Annotated in this window: 17 protein-coding genes; 9 read left to right on the top strand and 8 right to left on the bottom strand. The window is 46.7% G+C overall.

Annotated features, from left to right (window positions below):
* Positions 1-304: 304 nt before the first annotated feature.
* Together H6626_14610 and H6626_14605 are read right to left on the bottom strand one after the other, a co-directional pair.
* The gene (locus H6626_14610) at positions 305-1,246 is read right to left on the bottom strand and encodes a GGDEF domain-containing protein (GenBank protein USN49053.1); all 942 of its coding nucleotides are present in this window, start codon (positions 1,244-1,246) and stop codon (positions 305-307) included.
* A gap of 34 nt (positions 1,247-1,280) precedes the next feature.
* Positions 1,281-2,513 carry a glucose-6-phosphate isomerase gene (locus H6626_14605; GenBank protein USN47395.1) on the bottom strand — a complete coding sequence of 411 codons (1,233 nt, stop codon included), beginning with the start codon at positions 2,511-2,513 and terminating at the stop codon, positions 1,281-1,283.
* A gap of 648 nt (positions 2,514-3,161) precedes the next feature.
* Here H6626_14605 and H6626_14600 point away from each other — a divergent pair.
* The 5 genes from H6626_14600 to H6626_14580 all read left to right on the top strand — a co-directional run bounded on the left by H6626_14600 (position 3,162) and on the right by H6626_14580 (position 9,397).
* Positions 3,162-3,629, top strand: a complete 468-nt coding sequence (locus H6626_14600; GenBank protein ID USN47394.1) for a hypothetical protein — start codon at positions 3,162-3,164, stop codon at positions 3,627-3,629.
* Positions 3,630-3,664: 35 nt separating this feature from the next.
* A complete protein-coding gene (locus H6626_14595) occupies positions 3,665-4,576 on the top strand; it encodes a hypothetical protein (GenBank protein ID USN47393.1) in 912 nt (303 codons plus the stop codon).
* A gap of 396 nt (positions 4,577-4,972) precedes the next feature.
* Positions 4,973-6,058, top strand: coding sequence for a hypothetical protein (locus H6626_14590; GenBank protein USN47392.1), 1,086 nt, complete (start codon positions 4,973-4,975; stop codon positions 6,056-6,058).
* A 285-nt stretch (positions 6,059-6,343) separates the two neighbouring features.
* Positions 6,344-7,462 carry a Fic family protein gene (locus H6626_14585; GenBank protein ID USN47391.1) on the top strand — a complete coding sequence of 373 codons (1,119 nt, stop codon included), beginning with the start codon at positions 6,344-6,346 and terminating at the stop codon, positions 7,460-7,462.
* Between the two features lie 288 nt (positions 7,463-7,750).
* Positions 7,751-9,397, top strand: a complete 1,647-nt coding sequence (locus H6626_14580; protein ID USN47390.1) for a PhoH family protein — start codon at positions 7,751-7,753, stop codon at positions 9,395-9,397.
* A gap of 209 nt (positions 9,398-9,606) precedes the next feature.
* Here the strand turns inward: H6626_14580 and H6626_14575 are convergent, their stop codons facing one another.
* The 6 genes from H6626_14575 to rfaE1 all read right to left on the bottom strand — a co-directional run bounded on the left by H6626_14575 (position 9,607) and on the right by rfaE1 (position 16,274).
* Positions 9,607-10,683 (bottom strand): metallophosphoesterase, encoded by a 1,077-nt coding sequence (locus tag H6626_14575; protein ID USN47389.1) that lies wholly within the window; start codon positions 10,681-10,683, stop codon positions 9,607-9,609.
* Positions 10,684-10,691: 8 nt separating this feature from the next.
* Positions 10,692-12,059, bottom strand: coding sequence for a GGDEF domain-containing protein (locus tag H6626_14570; protein USN47388.1), 1,368 nt, complete (start codon positions 12,057-12,059; stop codon positions 10,692-10,694).
* 5 nt (positions 12,060-12,064) lie between these two features.
* Positions 12,065-13,030 carry a hypothetical protein gene (locus H6626_14565; GenBank protein USN47387.1) on the bottom strand — a complete coding sequence of 322 codons (966 nt, stop codon included), beginning with the start codon at positions 13,028-13,030 and terminating at the stop codon, positions 12,065-12,067.
* A gap of 68 nt (positions 13,031-13,098) precedes the next feature.
* A complete protein-coding gene (locus H6626_14560; GenBank protein USN47386.1) occupies positions 13,099-14,013 on the bottom strand; it encodes a sugar kinase in 915 nt (304 codons plus the stop codon).
* 110 nt (positions 14,014-14,123) lie between these two features.
* Positions 14,124-15,200: a 23S rRNA (adenine(2503)-C(2))-methyltransferase RlmN gene (rlmN, locus tag H6626_14555; protein USN49052.1), complete on the bottom strand. Its 1,077-nt coding sequence runs from the start codon at positions 15,198-15,200 to the stop codon at positions 14,124-14,126.
* A gap of 48 nt (positions 15,201-15,248) precedes the next feature.
* Complete coding sequence (rfaE1, locus tag H6626_14550) at positions 15,249-16,274, bottom strand: D-glycero-beta-D-manno-heptose-7-phosphate kinase (GenBank protein USN47385.1); 1,026 nt, start codon at positions 16,272-16,274, stop codon at positions 15,249-15,251.
* 266 nt (positions 16,275-16,540) lie between these two features.
* Between rfaE1 and H6626_14545 the strand changes: the two genes are divergently transcribed.
* The 4 genes from H6626_14545 to H6626_14530 all read left to right on the top strand — a co-directional run bounded on the left by H6626_14545 (position 16,541) and on the right by H6626_14530 (position 22,089).
* A complete protein-coding gene (locus H6626_14545) occupies positions 16,541-17,758 on the top strand; it encodes a Glu/Leu/Phe/Val dehydrogenase (GenBank protein USN49051.1) in 1,218 nt (405 codons plus the stop codon).
* The gene (locus tag H6626_14540) at positions 17,752-18,780 is read left to right on the top strand and encodes a quinone-dependent dihydroorotate dehydrogenase (protein USN47384.1); all 1,029 of its coding nucleotides are present in this window, start codon (positions 17,752-17,754) and stop codon (positions 18,778-18,780) included. The genes H6626_14545 and H6626_14540 overlap by 7 nt, the downstream gene beginning before the upstream one ends.
* Entirely contained in the window at positions 18,750-19,184 is a 435-nt protein-coding gene (locus H6626_14535; protein USN49050.1) for a (deoxy)nucleoside triphosphate pyrophosphohydrolase, read from the top strand. The genes H6626_14540 and H6626_14535 overlap by 31 nt, the downstream gene beginning before the upstream one ends.
* A 172-nt stretch (positions 19,185-19,356) precedes the next feature.
* Positions 19,357-22,089: a hypothetical protein gene (locus H6626_14530; protein USN47383.1), complete on the top strand. Its 2,733-nt coding sequence runs from the start codon at positions 19,357-19,359 to the stop codon at positions 22,087-22,089.
* Positions 22,090-22,217 lie beyond the last annotated feature (128 nt).

Here is a 22,217-nt window from a genome sequence, read left to right as displayed (position 1 = left end):
CCTTGTTAGACTCTGCTTTGGTCCAGATCGGTTAAATCAAAAAATTTTTTTAACTGGTGTGAGCTATCAAGGATGAAAAGTAAAATAGTAGACTTAAAATGCCCTCTCTAGATGTGCCGGTCGCTCAACGCCACCGGCTGCCCCTCGACTTAGGAATAAAGCAAAACCGGGGCCGAACTGAATCGCCTGATAACCTGAATAATTTCAAGGGGTGATCTGACACCGCACGTGGGGGTAGAGGCAAAATGGCCCTAGCTGGACATAAAAAACTAAATGCTGCTCAGTATTTCGCCTAACTCGGAGCTTAGATGGGGGCGACTGTTACTCGGTTGCGACCGCTCCCTTTTGAGGCGTACAGGGCCTTATCGGCTCGTTCAAAGGTGTCTTCCCAGGTTTGGTCAGTGGGTTCACTTAAGGATACACCCACAGAAATGGTCACAGGTATAATTTGGCCTTCGAAATTAAACTCGTGGTGTTCAATCGTGGCTCGGATCCGCTCGGCAATTTCTTTGGCGCGATCCAGCGGACTGCCCAACAACAACAAACAAAACTCTTCACCCCCAGAGCGAGCAAAGAAATCATCTTCTCGAATGAGCTTATCGCGAATAACGTGAGAAAGCTCTTTCAGAACAAAATCACCGCCTGTATGCAAATAAGTATCGTTTGTCTTTTTAAAGTGATCGATGTCAAAGGTAATTACGGTAAACGGAATACCCAGAAGCCTTGAGCGCTTAAACATTTCTGTCCCACGAACATAGAGGCCTGTGCGGTTATTGATCCCAGTGAGTGCATCTGTATGTCCACGATCAAATGTTTGAGCGGCCGATACAGTTTCGATATTGCCACGTTCTAGGAACTTAAAAATCACATTTCCCATCTTGATCTGATCATTGTTGCTGAGCTTGCATGGAGTCAATGGCGACAATACGGCTCGATTCACAACTGTTTTATTAGTGGACTCAAGGTCAATAATAGAAACTTCGCCGCCGGATAACACGAGCTTTGCATGCGCCTTGCTCACACTGCGATCGTCTACATAGATATGACTATTAACATCCCGCCCGACCACACGGCCGGTGTCTTCAATGGGCCACTGACGACCTACAGCGCTGGCTGGGCCAACCAATAAAAGAAGACTCGGTGGCGCTTGATTGGCTTGAGCCACTCGCATCTTAAAAGTATCGCTTTGAACAATACTTGTCTTATCCTGGGTGATCTCATCATCTTGTTTATCGTCGTCTGACATACTCATTTTATTCTACTGGTTGCAAAAAAAATTCTCAATGCCCCATTTGCATAAACTGCTTTGCTAGACGTTTACCGACTTCGACACCTGGCTGGTCATAGGCATTGATTCCTAGACACTGTCCCAAAGTACCGACCACCAACTCATTGAGCATAAAAAGAGCACCCAATGTTTGGGGATCGACTTTCGATACTTCCAGCGTGAGACTTTGCACCCCGACTTCAGCCAAGGATTGACGGGTGGCTTTTAACTGGGCTGCCATTATTTCTCCTAAACCTCGATTCAAGGTATAGTCCTGACCCGAAAACTGGGATTGTCTAAGTTGAGGCCCATACTTCTCGGCTTCCTCTACCCGCATAAACCAGATAAACTTGTCTCCGAAGCCCTCAAACACCTGCTGCAAAATGGAGTGTTGATCGCGAGGTCCCAAACAACTAAACGGCGAACTCACCCGAGGCACCGGATTTTCACTCTCGCCCACTTTCTTTGCCAGCGACTCAGCCCAAAGCTGCTGCCACCAAAATCCAAAAGCCTGCAGTTGATTAGAATAAGACCACTGCAATGTGATCCACTCGTCTCTCTCAAAACTTTGCAGACTCTGTGCAGACAGCTCACTGACCAGCGACTTCTGCTCTAGGGCCCATTGGGCCCCGGTCCTTAGCTCGCCAATATCAATACCCATAAAACGGGCTGGCAATAAACCCACCGGAGTTAATACTGAAAATCGCCCGCCCACGTCCTCTGGAATTTCAAGCACAGAAACATCATGTTCTCGGGCCCACTCCACTACGGGACTGGATTTCGTTTCTGAGATGACTGTGCAATGACGAGCGAGCTGAAGGCCTTTCTCATTCAAAGATTGATTCACGAAGTTGGCCATGGCCAAAGTTTCAAGAGTCGACCCACTTTTAGTGACAATCAGCCAGTGCACTTTTTCCAAATCTGGCAACTGCGCCATCTGCTGCCAAAAATAAACCGCATCAATATTGTCAAAAAACATCAGCTTGCGGCCATCAGAAGGGTCGTGTAAAGCGTCATAAATGGCCCGAGTACCCAGACTGCTTCCACCCATCCCTAACACACACAGCGTCGTATATCGAGACCTTAGGTCATCGCCTTTCACTGCACTTTCAACCCAATATTCGTTGCGACCGGGCATATTAAAAAAACCAATGTCCTTGCGCTGTAGCAACTGATCAAAACCCTTCGAAGATTTTGTCAACAACTGGGGTTCTGTTTTAACTGTTGTGTTTTCCAATCGAATCATAAGTCCTCACCTGGCGTACGCTTAACTTTGTTGTTTTTCTGGCAGAGAAATTATTAACGAAAAATTTCGATTTTTCTACGGATAACATGCCTGCATCCAAATAAAAATCCGCTTTTTTGGTATGGTTCTCAGTTGAAATCAATTATTTGGTTATTTGGAAAATGAATTTTCTGGCTGATCATCGACCCCGACGAGGTGACCAAGATGGGCCTACTGCATCCGCGCCATATTTGCTAAAGCGGCCATAAGTGAGGCCATACATTCGCTCAGATTTGGGTCAGGTTTAAAAGGTTCGAATGAGAAAAAGCCGAGGCGTATCCTCCACGCTATGTTGAGGTCTTTTTGATTGAGAACCTTTTAAGGGTGACCTTAAGCTGGGATGAAGATGTTGCCTTATTTTTGGCCGCCTTAATAACTGAAATCGCGTCGACTAGTCGACCGTTTGGCTGCCGACGAAAGCTCGTATCTTCCTTAAATTATTAATAAAATCCACGCCTACACCCTAATGAGGCGACAGCTGGCTATATTTATTCACCTCACTGAAACCTCACCGACATAACCTTCACTTATCTCGGCTAAAAAATCATTTTTCTGCCAAAACACTTGTTCCTGTGGTTTTATTCCACTCAGCAATAAGGGGTGGGGGTAGTGAACGCAAAAACAATAGCTCAATTAATTCTAGGATTTATCATAAGCGCCGGCGTCAATTTCGCCCAGGCCTCTAGTACTGCCTGTGACTCTGCGAACCTTGAGGGCAAATATTATACCTTTAAAGATATGCCCGATGACCCGTTTGACACTTCAGATTCCTTTGTTTTTAACGAAGACACCGCAGGCATTGAATTTAACAATTCCGAATCCGGAAGCACAGCTGCCACTCTCTACCTCTACGAAGGCTATAGTGGCCCACTGGTGGAGAAACTTTCCGTTAGACTTTTAAGAAACTCAACCTCGGGCCGCTGCGAGCTCGTTGTCAACGGCGAGGCTGACGGAAAAGCTTTTAGCGAGTTTTTTGAACTTCTGGGGCAAATGGAAGACTTTCAAACCCTGTGGTTTGGCAATACCAATACCATCGGCAGCGAAATCTTTTTTGAATTGTATTTAGGGGCCGGCTAGGTCGATAGAGGGGATTTTTTATGGGGGGAGGGGGAATGCCCACCACATGGGTCGTGATTGTCGGAATTTTATTCTTCACAGGGCTGAATCCGGCAAATGCGTTCACATATAAGGATGACTACCAGGATTATCTTAAAGTGACCCGGGAGCTTTCGGAACTCACGGGACCCGTCTACCAACATCCAGAGTTTATCGATTACGAAAAAGAATATCTCCGCACTTTGAACGCCACCGAAGGCCTACAGCCCCTCGATGACGACTTGTATTTTTCTGAGATCGACAAACACCAAGTTGTCATACTGTCCGACTATCACGGAAGCCTTAAAGATCAGGAAAAACTAATTAAGGTCTTCTCTCACATGGCCAAGGGCGAAAGCCCTGTGACATTGGTGCTGGAGTGGATCGATGGGCGAAACTTACAACCGGTGAACGATTATTTAAATTTTGATCTCGCGGCAGACGCTCTTAAACAAGCCCTGCTTAATGATGCCAATCCTTGGCCCTTTGATATAAGTGGCTATCTGAAAACACTCTCAGCATCTCAAGGGGTTGTAGACTCTGTGCTGTTGGCAGAGAACTTTAATGAAGATCGTACGCTGCTTGCCCGGGATGAAGCCGTGGCCGACACCATCGAAAAACACCAAAAGACCCACCCGGATCAGCGCTATTTAGTTTTTTACGGTGCATATCACATTCTTGGAGATAACCATCTCCAAGATCAAATTGCCAACCGTGGACTTGGTCGGCCGCTGGCAATAACAAGCTACGGCGATGAAATGTATTGGAAAATCAACAAGAGCTACGAGAATGTGCCTCAATACACAATGATTGACCAAGATGTTCTATTCGAAGTGAGCGACACGCCTCTCGAACTAAAGAAGAGCGAACTTCGCCAAGCCCGAAGGGAAGCCAGCCCGCCACCAGAATGGGATGCGGATACTTTTTGAATTTAGACGATTCCGGAAGCTAAGGCGAACTCCTCCATTTCTCCATTTTGGTCCACTCTAGCTTCAGACTGACGGGACTCGACCATTAAAATGCAAGCCACCAGGTTGGACCGTAGAGGTTTTTTAATTCTTTGGGAGACCCTCAGATAAACCAACGTCGTCAGGACTTTGTTTTTATCGTTGCACTCTCGGGTTATGTTGACGAGTATTCAGCAGCCCGCGGCTCTGAGCCAGTTGGTACAAAATCCATCAGCAGAATTCTCAAATTTGAGACGGAATCTTTGGCCATATGACCTCATCTCTAAATAATCAGCAATTAACGTTGGCAAATGAATTGCAGTTCTGACCTAGGGTTTTTAACGACTACGGTCTATTCATTGAAAAAGGACGCAGACGATGCTCAAATTTCATTTCATTGGCTCAATTTTAGCCCTATCTATTCTCAGCGGTTGCGGGATAGAAGAAATTACACCAATGGGTGAAGTAGAACCCCTTGCCGGCACCCCCTACTGTCACGATAGACCCTATTATTCAGACGAATGTCAAAATGACGCTGAACTGGTATCGAACTTAAATTTAGATAAAACTATTAGTTGTCTTGAAATTGCTCAAATGGCTCACTCGTTCCATTTGCAAAGTTGCAAGATCGCCGATGGAAATGGCCATCTCACGGTTGAAGACCCTAAAAGTGACAAAGTCGAATTTTTCAAAAACGAAATTCTAAAGTTGGAAGTTACAAAAGCCCAAATTGAAACTCATATAGCCCAACAAAAAGCGGAGGCCATGGCAAATGAAAAACGTTGTGCTGAAGTCAAAACGAAGATTGATCCCGCTGACGCATCAATCTTGAGCTGGAGCGACGACTGTCGTGCCATATACTACGATACTTCAAATGACCCCACCCTATTAAAAATTAGTATCGAAAATTCGACGACAACTTTATCCGCTAATTTCGTTAAGCCATTGTGTACGCAAATCGAAAACAACACCATATCGCCTTGGGTTCTCGAATTTTTTGAGCCAAATGTAGCTATTATTGCGCAAGGTATTTTGAGAAGAAGTTTTGACACCTCAAACTATGAACGCCTTAAAAACAAATATGCTGGGCTGAAGTTGAACTGGCATGCCGATAGAAGTTATCGTGGTGGAGGCCAAGTGAGGGCCTCGCTCGGCCCAGGCAATTCAGCTGCCAATGTCTATAGACTTCTCGACGAAAATGATTATGCAAGACTAAATAAAAATAAATTTGTCGCAGACTATGCCACGGATAAGGCGAAATTAGAAAATCTGAAGTTAGTTTTGAGGCTCAATGTACCTGGATTGCGAACCAAAGACGGGGCCGTTTTTATAGGTCAATCTGCCTCAATGCAACTTCACATTTCAACTATTGGCTATTGCTATTTCACGAGAAACGGTGACCTTGATTTTGAATCTGAAGGCGCACTTGAAAAACTTGAAAGTGTTATTGAACTCACCCAGTAGTCGATTGTCACAGGGGCCCTATGGGGCCTCTCCCTTCCGCGCCACGAAATCAAATGCTGCGTTTTTTTTGCACAGACTTGTTTGAGCGGCCACCTCACAGTGCTACTAATGAAGGTATCGATAGAACGTTTTTTCCGTTTTTACGTAGGCCTGTACGCCCACAATCGTAGCCATTGAGCCAGATCTTTTCATGATCTGACCCAAAAAGACTTTACAATTGGGTCAAATCATGACCCAATTAAATAATGTAATTGGGTCATATTTTGACCCGATAAAAGGACATCAATGGGTTTAATGTACATCTGGCAAAAACCAGATTGGCCACATTTTAGCTGGAAAATGGAAGAGCTGATCCCTGTCCTTGGTCGGGCTCGGCAGGCCCAGGGGCGTATTCTTGTACAGGCAGGGCTTGTCGGTCTTGAGGAACACGCCGAGATGATTGTCGAAGAAGCTTTTTCCACAGCAGCCATTGAGGGAGAGAATATCGACCGCAATCTTATCCGCTCTTCTGTGGCCAAAAGACTGGGGCTACCCACGGCGGGTTTACCGCCCGAGGGTCGCCATGTGGACGGCCTGGTTGAACTATTAATGGACGCCACCCAAAATCATAGAGAACCTCTGACAACAAACCGGCTTCATGGCTGGCAAGCCGCACTTTTTCCCACGGGATTTTCTGGTATTCAAAAGATTCAAGTGGGCCGATGGCGCAAAGGTGAGGACCCTATGCAAGTGATATCGGGGCCACCGGGCAGGGAAAAAATCCACTTCCTGGCACCACCCTCGAGCCAAGTACCAACGGAAATGAAAGTTTTTCTTCGTTGGTGGCAGCATCCACCGAAAAACCTCGACGGGCTTTTGCGCGCGGGCATTGCGCACTTTTGGTTTGTGACTATTCACCCCTACGAAGACGGCAATGGCCGAATAGCGCGAGCTATTACAGATATGGCACTTTCACAAGATGAAGATTCTTCCCGCCGCCTCTACAGTTTATCCAAACAAATTGTGTCTGAGAGAATGGAATATTATGAAGTGCTTGAAAAGTCTCAAAAGAATGAATGTGATATTACCAAATGGCTTCAATGGTTTCTTGAAACGTATACCAAGGCCATTCATGCCTCTGAACAAACTATAAAAAAAGCCACATTTATCGCCAAGTTTTGGCAACATTTTAGTAGCCACACGCTCAATGGCCGACAACTAAAAGTGGTAAAAAAACTCCTCGAAGCTGAACCCAAGGGATTTGAAGGTGGCTTAACCAACAAAAAATATGTCAGCATTACAAAGGTCAGCCGCGAAACGGCTAAGCGTGATCTGGTCGACCTTGAGAACAAGGGACTTCTTAAACGAAACCCAGGCAAAGGGCGCAGCATTAGCTATTCCTTACGACTAGACTTTGACCGATGAATGGGTTGGCGGATTACGCCTATTTATTACATAGGTACCCAGTTCAATATTGGTTTCCAGCGTAACCGACAAATAGTCACCCATTGACCTGGTGATGCCTCCGGCCCACAGGTGGCGCTATGATGCGGCGCAAATCAAAATTGAACCGGGTACCTTTGGCTGGGTACCTTTGGCTATTTTTACAAATACTTCTGAACAAATTGGAACTTGCATGGTCCTCGGCTACTTTCGCGTCACCGTTAACTGCAAAATCGCTAAGTCGAGTTCCTAACTTGGGGGGGGAGAGTTGTGGGTATTCAATTTGTTTACTTAAAATCGGTCTTGTTGAGTTTTTTAGTCCTGTTTGGCCTTTCTTCTGTATCTTTGCCAACATACGCAAAAGACGACGACAAATGTCGAACCCTTCTTTCTGAACCCGTTGAGTGGGCCGGTAAAATTGTGGTTCTAGACACCAACGTATTGTTGGATGATCCCCGTGCGATTTATCACTTTCCGGGAGCTGAGGTAATCATCCCGTTGGTTGTTCTTGAGGAGCTAGATAGTAAAAAAACTCTGCAAGAAATGATCGGCAAAAATGCCCGTGAATTTTCGCGTATGTTGGATCGGCTCCGCCAGCAGGGCCCACTTGTGGATGGCATTGACCTCGGCAATGGCGCCAAAATCAAAGTGTCTTATATCAAAGACCAATCCACAGAAAACCTGCCTTATGAATTTGGGTTCAGCAAGATGGACAACCAAATCCTTCGACTGGTGAAAGAGCTCGACAAGAGCCAGCCTAACAAAGTGCACCTCATCTCAAAAGACACAAACATACGCCTAAAGGCCGATGTCTTAGGCATTCCTGCTTATGAATATAGCGCCAGTACCGGAGCCATGACCAGCCAAATTGACCGCCTGCCCAGCGGCGCACACAAGGTCACAATAAGCGGTAAACAATGGGAGAACTATAAGGATACGGGAAGAATGGCTCCGCCCGAAGACTTAGAGTTGGCGCCGAATGAATTTGTACTTTTTGACATCGAAGGTCGCGAAGAGATTTCTTTGGCTTCACTTGAGGGCGCCGACAGGATCGCCAGGTACAATCCCCACAAAAAAGCGCTCGTTCCTCTAAACATGACCGAGATGAAAAAACTGGCCATTGACCCGAAGAATTTAGAACAGGTCATGGCTTTAGAGCTTTTGCTTAATGATGACATTAAGCTTGTAAACCTGTCTGGAAAAGCCGGTACGGGAAAAACCTTTTTGTCACTAGCTGCGGCCCTTCAAAAAGTGCTACTCGACTCTCACTCAGAGTACGACGGCCTGATGATTGCTCGACATATTATACCCATGGGTAAAGATCCGGGAGCACTGCCTGGTACTATCGAAGACAAGGTCGGTCCGTTTTTAAAACCCTTCTATGATAACCTGGCTCAAATCTTAGAGTACATTGCTCTTAAAGAGGACAACCACAATGAATACGCTCCTGGCCAGCCCGAGTCCTCAAAACAGGCTCGCCGTAGAAAACGCCGACAACAAAAGGTCTTGCGCCAACATCGGTATGACGCCCAAAATTCAGATTTTAGAGGCAATGGCCCTGATGGGGATAACGAACTGACCTCTGTGGACAATTTAATCAAGTTGGGTGTGGTGTCTATGGAGCCTCTGTCGTACATTCGTGGTCGCAGTATTCCGAACAAAATACTGATTATTGATGAAGCTCAAAACTTAGAGCCCCACGAAGTGAAAACAATTTTAACCCGTGCCGGGGAAAATACTAAAATCATCTTGTTGGGAGATCTTGGGCAAATTGATACACCTTATTTAACTGCAGTAACTAGTGGTTTTGCTGAAGTGATTCGGCGATCGCGGGACTCAGAAATATCGTCCCACATCGAACTTAAAAAAGGCGAACGCTCGCGCCTTGCTGACGAGGCCACCGACTGGTTTAAATAAAAGTGCGCTAAAAAACCGTTATGATTCAGTCGTTGACTAAATGTTCGTGGTGAATTTCACAAAGCATTGTTAACCCGTAGTGGCTGGTGCCCCCATTTTTATTAAGGCAGCCGAATGTAAGGCAAACGCGGTTTTAATGGCCCCTGATTTTTTGTGTCCGATTTACCCAGATACAAGGCTATTTTTAAATTAAGCCATCGATGCAGCCGCTAAATAGCCAGGTCTTCTTCAATACGGTGATAGCCCCGCCACTCTTTGAGGCGGCCCCGTGGGCGGCCGTCGTCTTCCGGATACTCAAGCAGAACATAGGTGAGCTTCGTTATTTTGCCTAAAGAAGCTATATCCAAAGACGTCAGTTCGGTCCACGTTCCCGTGTTAAAATACTCTTTGCCACCGCCATACTGACGGTACTGGTACACATGGGTGTGCCCAAAAATAACCGTGTTGATACGATCGTCTTTCAGAATCTTTCGCGCCGCTTCGCCCAGATCAGGAAATACGGCACTCTCAAGCACCACCTGCAACACCCTTCGAAACGGGAAAGATCTGTGCGGGTCTGAAAAGAAAATTGACCGAAAGAAGTACCAAAAAAGCAGTATCAACCCTCTAATTGCAAACAGGGGCTCATTGAAAAGCGACCACCGCACCATCGCCGTGAAGGGACGGACTTTGTCTATGTGCGGATGTCGCTCTTTTAGTTTGAGTACTAAATCCAAGAAAAAGTGTGAACCAAAGGGCAGGTTCAGTATGGGTTCTGGCAAATCTTTTTTTAAAAAGAATTTTCGGGGATCCAGTCGATTGGCCGCCTCGTGCATATTGCCATGTTCAATATGCACTCCATCAAAAAAGTAAACTATGTTTTTGTAACGAATGTGGGTACTCGTGGCCTCGTTGAGGTATTCTCTTACTGCTGGCCACAGCAAGCCCTGATCATGGTTGCCCACAACTATAGTGACGCTATTGCCGTCTTTAGCGGCAAATTCCTTAATCGCCTTAAAAAAGACCGGATGCCCTTTGACGATAAGTTGGCATTTCTCAAGAGTCACAGACTCAGTGATAACACTAAGAAAATGGCCTCTGAAGTCGACTTGTAAAAAATTAAAAATGTCGCCATTGAGGATAAGCTCCACTTCATAGTCTGCATATTTTCCCGTGGTGTAGTAATGGAGAAATTCTGCAAACTTGTCGTCAAAATAAAACTCTTCTAAGGAGTTCATCGCTCCATCTTCGAGGATTCGACCCACTCCTAAATGTAGATCGCTGACGACGAGTTTAATCCGTTTCACTTTTTCGCCTAACTTGCAACGTAGACTATGTTGCGACTGCCGTTCTTACCGCAATACATGGCTTCATCAGCCATTTGAATAATCCGTTCTGTTGTTTGGGCATGGTCTGGAAAAACCGCCAAACCAATACTAACTGTCACATTTAGTACCTGACCGTCAATGGTGAACGGAGTTTGTTCAATCTTCTGACGAATGGCCTCGGCTTGCCTTTGTGACTTTTTCACATCTGCACCCAAACTGAGTACTACATACTCGTCCCCGCCGTAGCGAAAGGCGATATCATTGTGGCCAAGGCACGATTTCACCACATCTCCTATGCCTCGTAGAACTTTCGATCCCACCACATGGCCATTGCGATCATTGACGTTCTTAAAATAGTCCACATCCATAAACAAGACTGCAAATTTCTGTTGTGTAATCTTGGCGTGCTCAACGACCTCTGGCAACGCAAACCGCAAATACCGGTCATTATATAAACCTGATAAATGATCAATGTAACTCTGATCAAGAGCCCATTGGTATTTATGACTGTAGTCGATAATGAGAGCATACTCATTGAGTCGATCTTCTACCGTTTTTGCCACCTGCTGAAGGTTTTGATAAGCCACTTGGGTTAGCAAAACAAAGGCTAAGGGTTGCCCAAAAGATCGATCCAACACTGGAACCAACAAATGACTTTGACCCTTTTCATTCACCGTTTGCAGCTGCACTGACGCTGCTTGAGCGGACTTTTGAGAAAACTTTTGCAGAGTCGTCGAAAGTTCATCCATTTGGAAGTCCTGATGAGCTCGCACAAGATTTCTGCGATTCAAATCCAGCTCTGGCCAAGTTTCCGAAACCACCAATGATTTCTGCACCACACCCGAAAGGGCCATCGCACTTATCCAAAAAGCATTTGTGGCACCTGAGAGACTGGCCACATCCGCCAGCACTCGATCAATTACGTGATCCAGATTGTACATTGAAAAACTTTGGCCAACTACGGCTTGATTCGATGAACTCTTCGAATTCTTCATCAAATGTTCACCCAACTGGAACAGCTCACCCACTCGATTTAAAAAACTGTGAATCCGGGTGAGTGGTTTGATCACCACACGATGAGCCCTCACATCGGTTTGTTTTAAAAACAAATGATCATTCGGCATTATATATATGGCGGGCAACAGTGGGTACTTCGCCAAAATGGAGTGGCACTGTTGCCAATCCTCAGGCTTTCCGGTTGGCGCAAAAACCAATAGGGCCACTTCGCCATTGGAGATTTCACGGTCCAGGTCGGGTCCCGGCGATAGCATAAGCAGCGGCCACGACGAGGCCTGTAAGGCCTCAGAAAACCCCATGCTTAAACTTGATTTGTGCCCAACAAAAACAATTTTCATTTCGATTATTCAGCCTTTTTCTTCAATGTCTCATCTTCGCTGCCCTCTAGCATAGTCAAAGCTATGCGTAGTGCCCTAACCGTACGTCTCAAGACCTCTTGTCTGTCGGCCAAACGTTTGTTCAGCTCTTGTCCTTTGTCTCTATAGTTTTCCAGTTCATGCGCCAGCTGATCCACCTGTCGCTTGAGGTCTAAAATGATTTCATCTTTACTTCTCACAACCGCAGAACTCTCCATTTTTACCAACTCCAAGCGGTTCTCTAGTTCTCGTTCTCGCACTCTAATTTTTTTAATATTTACATTGAGCCGCATTTCTAGCTCGTCGATTTTTAACTGTAACCCCTCAACGGCTTTATTTCTTTCGCTAAGGCTATCCATCAAAATCTGTTTTTCTTCGGCATGATCGGAATGCGAATCTCGCAGACGATGTTCTAAACTCTCAGACTTCGACAACAACTCATCCGCCCGCCGGCGCAAGGTTTCACCGGCTGCAGCCAGGGCTTCATTTTCTCGACGCAAGCGTTCCACTTCACTTTCTAAATCAAGAATTTTCTCCTGTGCAAACCGCAGATTTTCAGACTGAGCCAGCTTTACATCTGCAACACCAGCTGTTTTCACATTCAATCTGTGTGGGGCCTGAGTGCCCAACTGGGAGCTAAAAGTACTTTGCTCCATGGTGGGCGAGGTTTCTAGCCTTTGCGTCATCGTGGGATGACCGGCATCCATGGTTTTAGTAGTGGGCGAAAAAGGCGGAATTGTTTCTTCGTGTGGAGCGACTTGATCCACTGATGGAGGGGGAACCTCGGCCTGTGGAAAAGGCGCAGCTCCCTGCTGAACAGAACTGTTAGATTCTGCCTCAATCTCGATACTAGGTAGTTCGACCGCATCGTCTTGATCTAACTTAGGCCCGTCGTCAAACAGATCATCAAGTAGCTCAAGGGCTATCGGTTTCTTTTTCTTGTTCGCATTCATCCAGTTAACTCTTCGGAAAATCTTGAATTTTCATTAATAATCCGGAGCGCTAAATGGGCATTCTTAGACTATAGGTGGGGGTAAGATATCACCTGCATATATTCTTCAAAGCGTTTTTCCACTTTGGCCCAGTCTAGCTGGCGCAGTCTTCCAAGACCAAAGTCTTCCACTGTATAGCTGGCCAACAATACGCCCTGGATGCAGGCCCTCTTGAGGTCGTCCACACTCCAGCTTCCGTTCATTTTAGAAAGGTACCCGAAAAATCCACCAGCGAAGGTATCGCCGGCACCAGTGGGATCAATTACTTGCCTCACCGGAAATGCTGGTAAAATAAAAAACTTCTCGTCGGTGTAAAGTACAAATCCGTACTCACCTCTTTTTACAACCACCGCCTTGGGCCCCATATGCCCTAAGCGAGCCACAGCCTGAATCGTATTGTGAGTGTCTGCCAGCTTTCGAGCCTCTCCCTCATTGATGAGGAGCACATCGACCCGGGCCAAAATGGCCTTTAAAGAATCAATCTTAGAATCTATCCAAAAATTCATGGTATCAAGACCCACCAACTTTGGCTCTTCCATTTGATCTAATACTTCTGCCTGTAATTCAGGATCTATATTGGCAAGAAACACATAGGGTGATTTTTTATAGGAATCTGGAATTACTGGATTGAACTTTTCAAAGACATTGAGCTGAGTCTCGAGTGTGATGGCATCATTCATGTCACCTTCATACCGACCTTCCCAATGAAAAGTCTTTCCGGCCACTTGTTGTAATCCCTCAAGTGAAACATCTCGGCTTTTTAGTAACTGCAAATCTTCGTCTTTGTAATCCTCGCCAACAACACCCACCACATTGACATGAGAATAAAGCGAGGCCGCCACAGAAAAATAATTAGCTGATCCTCCCAATGTGAATTCTGCATACCCCGAAGGAGTGGTGATAGAATCATAGGCCACACTGCCAACAACTAGTATTTCTGACATATTATCCCCCTTACAGGTAAGTCGTGATATATAAGGCGACAGATGGAAAAAGCACTGCAAGAAAACCCCTAGGCCCTCTCACCGTCAATTTCCCTTTTTAATTTATTGATTTATGTGATGTGCATTCTTTCTGGGCGCCCGTCAAATGCTGATGTCAGTTGGCCACAAGCAGCGTAAATGTCGCGGCCCATGGTTTTTCGCCGCAACACATGTGCACCCAGTCTCATCAGCTCAGCCTGAAATAAATCCACCTGTTCATCATCGGGGCGGTGATACCCTGAACCTGGGTGTTCATTAAATGGTATGATGTTTATTTTGCAGGGAACACTTTTTGTGAGTCGGTAGAGCTTACGAGCATCTTCGATGGAGTCCGTCACACCCTTCAACAACACATATTCAAAAGTCACTTTGTCTTTGGTGGCGCGAGCGTGTTGCCTACATGCTTCAAGTAGCTCTGCAATGGGCCATTTTTTATTAATCGGCATCACCTTGTCACGAGTTTCATCATCGGCGCCGTTAAGGCTTACAGCAAGGCGGGCACCTGACTCTGTGACCTTCGGAATCATCGGCACAATACCCGCAGTTGAAACGGTGATCTTTCGACGGGATAAATTGGCGCCCCAGTCATTACAGAGAATTTCTATGCTTTTGAATACGGCATCTGGATTGTCTAGCGGCTCGCCCATTCCCATAAATACTATGTTTGTGATGCGCTCTCCCTCTTGAAGCAGATCACTGGCACCTAGAAACTGACCCACAATTTCGTAAGCATTGAGTCGGCGTTTTAGCTTTTGTTTTCCCGTAAAGCAGAACTTACAGCCAAGATTGCATCCCACTTCAGAAGAAACACAAAGAGTCAACCGACCCACTGACGGTATCAATACAGACTCCACTGTTTGTCCGTCACCAACGCTAAACAGTAACTTGCGGGTTCCATCAGCACTTTTTAAATCGCTCACAATCGGGGGACGATAAAAGTTGAGGATCTGAGGCAGTTCGGCACGAAACGACTTTGAAAGATCAGTCATTTGATCCACAGTCTCTATCCGACGGCCATAAACCCATTTTATAAGTTGTTGGGCACGAAAACGCTCCTTACCCAAACCTGTGAGATACCGTTCCAGATCATGTACGTTGAGATCAAAAAAATTCACTGACCCCGCTGGGGCCCCTGCCGTCATTTGCATGAGGGCAGTAACTATCACAGATTATGACTTAATGCAAAATAGTAGCTCTTAGCGGCCCATGTATTCGGTAAGCTCAGGTACGGTGCAAGGGACACAACCGACCTTGCCGACCACCACTCCGGCCGCGAAGTTTCCTAAAACACAGGCTTCTTCAAGGCTTAGCCCGGATAGCCAGGCCAACCCAATGGCCGCCACAACGGTGTCGCCGGCCCCGGTCACATCGAACACTTGGCGGGCATAGGTGGGTAAATCCACCACTTCGTCTTTTTCAAAGAGAGTCATGCCGGCTTTACCACGGGTCATCACGAGGTGCTGACAGCCAATTCGCCGCATGAGGGTCTCTCCCACTTTTAGATAGGAGTCTTTTTTCTCGCGCAATTCATCCAGATTGAGCTCTGAAAGAATAAAAGCCTCATCACGGTTGGGCTTAAACAAATCGGCTCCGTGATAATACGAAAGAGGAGTGCTTCGATGAGGGTCAACTAACACGCGCTTACCGGCCCGATGAGCCATGGCAATGATATTTTGAGCGCCCCTTTCACTGATCACACCTTTAGCGTAATCCTGCAAAATCACACCATCGCTTTCTGGCAATAGCGACTCTACTTTTTCTAAAAGTTGGGCCTCCACATCCGCTGACAAAAATCTTCGATGCTCATAGTCAACGCGCACCAAATGGTGGTGTTCTGCCATCACTCTGGTTTTACGAGTGGTGGGTCTTGTTTTGTCAGTGATGAGAAAATCATTAGACACCTGTGAGGCGGCTAAGTGTTTTTTCAAAGCATCGGCGGCCGCATCATCTCCCACCACGCCCACCAAAAGCGGGATACCGCCAAGACTGGCAATATTTTGCGCCACGTTGGCGGCCAATCCAACCCGTTGATCTTCTTCAGAAACATCCAAAACAGGAACTGGAGCCTCTGGGCTAATTCGAGATACACTTCCCATAACATATTCATCGAGGCCCACATCGCCTACCACAATCACCTTACGGCCTTCTAACTCAGGCAGTCGCTTGAGGATATTTTTTTGAATACCTTGGAGTTCTGTTCCGGCAAGAGTCTTCTGTGTCATGTCTTGTCTGTCCCCGTTCATTGATCTGCTAACATCATGCGTCCACAATGCTTGGGCCACAGTATTTTATTACTTTTTGTTTGTCTATTTTTTATGAGCGGTGCAAAAACGCAAGCCAAACTCTAAATAACCTTTTAAGAATAAAAAGTTATCGAGTTTGATGAGTTGAGGCTCTTAGGTAAAAAGTCGCAATTCACAAAACCTCACTACGCCTTGGGAGTACACAAATGGAAGGGCTCACAGACGGTCCCTTGTACCGAAATACGATGACCAGCCTGAATACGGCGGCCAAACTAATCAACATGAACCCTAATGCCGTGGAGCGACTGAGAACGCCGCGACGTGCCCTCGTCGTGGCGGTACCGATTCGCATGGATGACCACACCGTTAAGGTTTTTCCTGGCTACCGGGTGCAGCACAACCAAACTCTTGGGCCTTTTAAGGGCGGGTTACGCTACCATCCTGGAGTGAACCTCAGTGAGGTGGCCGGCCTTGCGGCTCTAATGACGTTTAAAAATTCACTTTTGAATCTTCCTTTGGGTGGCGCCAAAGGCGGCATTCAGGTGGATCCATCCACGCTTTCAAAGCATGAGTTGGAACACCTCACACGCCGATTTACCTCTGAGATTTCACCATTTATTGGTCCTGACAAAGATATCCCAGCTCCCGACGTGGGTACCGATTCACAGACTATGGCTTGGATGCTTGACACCTACTCCATAGAAACAGGCTTTTCTCAAACCGGTGTTGTAACCGGTAAACCCGTGGAAATTGGCGGCTCACAAGGCCGAGACTCAGCCACTGGGCTTGGAGTTGTTTACATAATTGAAAAAGCTCTTGAGACGCGCGATGAAACCATCAACGGTTCTACAATTGCCATTCAAGGTTTTGGTAAAGTGGGTATGCATGCCGCTATTGAAGCCCATGCTCTCGGAGCTAAAGTGGTCGCCGTTAGCGATGTATCGGGCGGGCTATTTCACCCTGAGGGGTTGAACATTCCTGAACTCGTTGCCTATACGAAAGAAACAGGGGCCATAGCGGGTTATCCTAACGGAGAACCGATCAGTAACCAAGATCTTATTGAATTGGACGTGGATGTACTCGCACCCTGCGCCCTTGATGGTGTGATTCATCATGAAAACGTGGCCAACGTTAAAGCAGACATCATCGTTGAGGGCGCTAATGGGCCCATCACCGCCGAGGCCCATGAAATTTTGTGCGAAAAGAACCTGCTGATTGTTCCTGATATTTTGGCCAACGGTGGCGGCGTGGTTGTTAGTTATTTTGAGTGGGTTCAAGACATTGTCTGGCTATTCTGGAATGAAGATGAAGTGCGTAGAAAGCTAAAAACGATCATGTATCGATCCTTCGACAAGGTCTGGGAGTTTGCCCACAAAAATGAAAAAGATATGCGGCTCTCAGCCATGGCCGTGTCTCTTCAACGGCTTGAAGTGGCTATGAAGTTGCGGGGGCAGGCTTGGTAGATTATTTGAAGCCATGGTTGTGGTTACCAGCTTCAACAGCTCACAGCTTAAGCCCGATCATGCTTCAAACCCTCAGTCGCCTGAGAACTCGAAAAAGAATTGTTTGGGAATCCAAAAAATGGCGCCACTTACGATTTGATAATCCATTGGGAATTAGCGGTGGTGTGGATAAAAACGCAGACATGGTCCGCACCTGGTGGCGCTTCGGCCTCGGCTTTGTAGAGGTGGGAACGATCACTCCCCGAGCGCAAGGACCGAATCCCGGTAAGATACTTGACCGACGCATTCGGCATCATGCCGTTTGGAATCGAATGGGATTTCCCTCAAAGGGATTGAGCTATGCAAAGGCACAACTGACTTCACTGAAGCAGCCCCACTTTACGCCTATTTTTGCCAACATTGGTAAAAACCGAGAAACTCCTTTGCGTAGTGCTGCTGATGACTACATCAAATGCATTCGAGGCCTTGATGGCCTGGTAGATGGGTTTGTGATCAATATTAGTAGCCCAAACACCAGCGGACTGAGAAATCTGCTAGAGTCCACAAACTTGAAAAACTTTATGTCCCCAGTTGTCGAGGCAAATCGAGATATTCGCACCACTATGGGCTTTCCCATGCCGCTCATTCTAAAACTCAGCCCCGATTTAGATAACGAACAGTTGGACCAGGTGCTGGATGTTTCCATTCACTATGATATTGATGGATGGGTGATTAGCAACACGTCCACTGAACTTTACAATCACGTGGGCCTACCACAAGAAGGTGGAGTCTCTGGGCAACCGCTGGCCGAAAAAGCAGAAGGCCTTTTGCGAAAAACCATCGTGGCGTTGGGAGATGACCGCCAAGATCGATTGGTTGTGTCTAGCGGTGGTGTGATGACGCCTGAAGATGTCTTTCGACGCTTGCAGTTAGGGGCTGATTTGGTGCAGGTTTACTCCACTTTAATCTTTAACGGACCATGGTTTTTTTGCCAAACGGCTAAGGCGTACCGATCTCGCAACAAGGCAGGGAAGCTACAGTGAAGAAGAAGCGCCCCACATGGATCCCTGTCGTAGCGGGCTTGATTCGCCGGAAAGACCAATTTCTTTTGGGTTTTCGCCCCAATGAAGAACCGGTGCCCTCGGTATGGGAGTTCCCCGGCGGTAAGATTGAGCCCGGGGAGTCGCCCGAGGACGCACTGATCCGAGAGCTTGATGAAGAATTGGGAATCACCGTTGAAGTGGGGCCTTTGCGCCTGAGCGTCACTCACAACTATGGAGATGTGGGCGTTATTATATTGTTTTATGACGTGATTTATTGGCAGGGGGAGCCCCGCGCCATTTATCACGAAGACCTCAAATGGGCCGGCAAAAAAGAACTGAAGTCTTTACCGCTGCCTGAGGCCAATAAAAAAGTCTTGCACCGAATCATTGCCACTTTACCGTAAATTAGGTACCTAACCGAGCACGAGCTTTCATCATGTTCTCTGCGAGGAGCGGACCGTACGAAGATTCGCTCTGCGAATTTCATCGCACCAACTGTTCATCTGAATTTCGCCAATATGACGCAAGCTTGCTACCAAAAGTAATCCGATACCTTTTGGAAACTGGGGGGGATATATGGTGTTTCAGCTTTTTCGACGAGCCACACGGGCCACTTTATTTATTGTTACTTTAATTGAACTTTCAGCGCACGCTGATCATGTTCCTGTAGAAAAGCCGCACCTGCCGCCGACTCCTATATACTCTCGATCAGAGGTGACTCCACTGGAGTCACGCGAAGTCTTGAGCACAGTGGACGGCAATGCCAATTTACTCTCTAGCGTTGAAACGCTGGTAGGAAATTTGCTCTGGAGTAGCCAAGACAATATTACCGATAGTATTTTTGACCGACTCTCTCGCATTTCTGTGTCTGGAAATTTCTTTAGCCAAGATCTTTTTACGACAGAAGACAACCAGCAGGCCTCTTTGAACCTCGCCTGGGAATTGGCGTCTCGTCGACGTATTTTTTTAGATGGCCCCGCTACAGCCACTTCGCCTAAACCATTTGGCTACTACGAAGTGAACGGCTTGATGGCCCGATTGCGGTTGGGTGTCGTGGTACCCTACAGCGATGTGGGTGCCCATGTCGCTCTTGGAGCTGGCGCAAGCTTTCACTACGTGAGACAAACAGACCTTCATAAATTGCAGGAGCTTCGCCATTTGAGTGATGTTTCGAGCCGGTATTCCATTCACCCCGAAGTGGCCGAATCGCTAGACCCAGTCTTTTCAGTTGAAGACCAAACCAATATGTTTGTGGAGGAGAGTGTTTTAAAAGACGCCCAAATCGAGATGGATTCCAAGTGGGACCAAATTGTGGGGTTCTTTGAAAAGGGCGCTCAAAGTGTGGCCAACAATTTTGTAGATAGCGATTCTGGCAAAGCCAACGTGGCTCGCCTCTTTGATCCTCTTAGATTGCCCGCGCGGTTTATGGACATCAATGGTGATTTAGCCCCCATCAGCTGGAAAAAAGTTTTGCAAATGAAAGATGACGAAATGTTGTTTTTCACCACCTATTTTGACGGTGGAACGGGCATCCACGCCGGCGCCGGCACCATAAAAGCTGGGATTAGCACCACGGGCCGCGTTGCCTATCACACATCTGTGAAAAAACTTTCAGACAGTATCGTGCGGCTAAAAACGCAGATCGCCTATTCGAGAAGCTACGAATGGCTTCGAGTCAGGGGCGAAGTGGGTGTGTCTCTCGGTTTTGCTCGTTTAAACTATGAATACTTTCGACTCATTCAGGCCGATGGACAAACCAAGGCCGTTGAATTTGTCTACGACTATGACCTCTCGCATCCAGACGCCCAAAAAGCATTTAATGCCCTTTTAAAGATGCAAGTGGGACCCACTTTTCGGGCCATACAAAACAAAAGCGGTTGGGTTGCCAGTGTTATCGGTCGCCGTGAAACGCTCACTCAACTGCGGTCGGGACAATTTAATTTGAATCTTCCCTTTGCCCTGGATTACTCAAAAAATTCTTTATCAGCGGTTAAACAAGAAAAAACATTCACTTCAGACCAAGATGAACTGATCTCCAATGTGCTCACTGGACAAAGTCAGTTTAGTCGATCGTTTAAATACAATCTTGGCAATGGTGAAAAAGACGATGAAAATCGCATCATCAATTCTGTGGTTGTTACCCATTTAGATGATAGAAACGATCTTATGGGTGAATCGGCTATTGAACCCAAACAAGACAAAGGGGTTATCAATTCAGAGGTTTCACTCAGCTACTTGTGGGAAGATAACTATACCAGCCCCAGAGAGTTTAAAGTGATGGGGCAGTTTTTAAAGTATCTTTTTGCTGACCGACCTGAGATCACTCAACACCCTGACTTTAAAAAATTTATGAGTCAGAAGTTCGAAGAAGACGCCTCCCAAAGTTTCTTTGTTAATTTTCAATACTCCCAAGAGGCCATCACTAGAATTCTCGCCCAAAGCACTGATCAGGTTTGGAATGAGATTGGCGATGAGATCTTCTTTCCGGGAGTGTGGCGCGATAAAAGGACTCGGAGCCATTGGGTCAGAGACAATCTTCTAAGCAATCCCGACGGGGCCGCAACTTGTGATGCTGTGGGCTTGCTACAAGAATACGGCTATTTTGTTGACTGCTTTGCGTTCTATGACTTCACTCAACGCCTCGCCGACGCTTTTAAAGACATCAAACACGGTAAAAATTATTTTGCTCGAACTCGCCAATTCACCAAAATGGCAGAAGCCGCGGGCCACAATCCTGTTTTGGCATTTCTCATGTTAAAACTAAACGGTGGATTCGACGGGGTGAACTACAATATCTATCTCAATGGGAACGCACTTGACCACGTGATTGAACTTTCTGGTGGTCAGAAGTGGAAGTCCTTTGATCTGGGCTATCAAGAGCCCATCGCCAATGTGAATGACATGATCTCCTCACCAAAAACCATTCGGCATTCGGAGGTGTTTGAGGTCAAAGAAACGGGTGCTTTGGTTTTGGGTATTGAAACTAGCCGACGCATCCCGGAAGACCACTCGTTACATGTGGATTTGTACGATTTTGAAATCGGAATAAGAGACCGATTCATCAATCGGTACAAAGTGGCGGGACGACTTGTTCCAATCCCCTACGGATCACATCGCCATGATGATGGTGAAGATATGAAATTCACTCGCTACAGATATGAGATCACTCTTCCGCCTGACCTCAAAGATGAATTTAGAAAAGGCCTTCGCACTATGCAATTTCTCTTTACGTCAGACGACCTTTCAGCGGCTGCCAGCGAAGTGAGCGAATTGTTGGTTCATCCAGTAAAAGCGAGAACATTGCCGTAAAAGCGTGGTTAACCATCAATGTCATAAACGAAATTCCTGCCAACACGACGAGATCCTTCGCTTCGCTCAGGATACGGCGGGTCGCTATCGCGACACCGCCTCACTGATGCGGCGAGTTGTCCAGCGCC

This window comes from Pseudobdellovibrionaceae bacterium (assembly GCA_023898385.1).
In the GTDB taxonomy this organism is placed as follows: Bacteria; Bdellovibrionota; Bdellovibrionia; order Bdellovibrionales; family UBA1609.
The sequence above is the reverse complement of the archived record's forward strand: the minus strand, read 5'-3'. Positions and strand labels throughout refer to the sequence as shown.

Excerpts from the sequence above, each read along its gene's own strand:
- H6626_14610 (USN49053.1), bottom strand. The coding sequence starts at position 1,246 with ATGTCAGACGACGATAAACAAGATGATGAGATCACCCAGGATAAGACA.
- H6626_14605 (USN47395.1), bottom strand. The coding sequence starts at position 2,513 with ATGATTCGATTGGAAAACACAACAGTTAAAACAGAACCCCAGTTGTTG.
- H6626_14595 (USN47393.1), top strand. The coding sequence starts at position 3,665 with ATGCCCACCACATGGGTCGTGATTGTCGGAATTTTATTCTTCACAGGG.
- H6626_14590 (USN47392.1), top strand. The coding sequence starts at position 4,973 with ATGCTCAAATTTCATTTCATTGGCTCAATTTTAGCCCTATCTATTCTC.
- H6626_14585 (USN47391.1), top strand. The coding sequence starts at position 6,344 with ATGGGTTTAATGTACATCTGGCAAAAACCAGATTGGCCACATTTTAGC.
- H6626_14570 (USN47388.1), bottom strand. The coding sequence starts at position 12,059 with ATGAAAATTGTTTTTGTTGGGCACAAATCAAGTTTAAGCATGGGGTTT.
- H6626_14565 (USN47387.1), bottom strand. The coding sequence starts at position 13,030 with ATGAATGCGAACAAGAAAAAGAAACCGATAGCCCTTGAGCTACTTGAT.
- H6626_14560 (USN47386.1), bottom strand. The coding sequence starts at position 14,013 with ATGTCAGAAATACTAGTTGTTGGCAGTGTGGCCTATGATTCTATCACC.
- rlmN (USN49052.1), bottom strand. The coding sequence starts at position 15,200 with ATGCAAATGACGGCAGGGGCCCCAGCGGGGTCAGTGAATTTTTTTGAT.
- rfaE1 (USN47385.1), bottom strand. The coding sequence starts at position 16,274 with ATGACACAGAAGACTCTTGCCGGAACAGAACTCCAAGGTATTCAAAAA.
- H6626_14545 (USN49051.1), top strand. The coding sequence starts at position 16,541 with ATGACCAGCCTGAATACGGCGGCCAAACTAATCAACATGAACCCTAAT.
- H6626_14530 (USN47383.1), top strand. The coding sequence starts at position 19,357 with ATGGTGTTTCAGCTTTTTCGACGAGCCACACGGGCCACTTTATTTATT.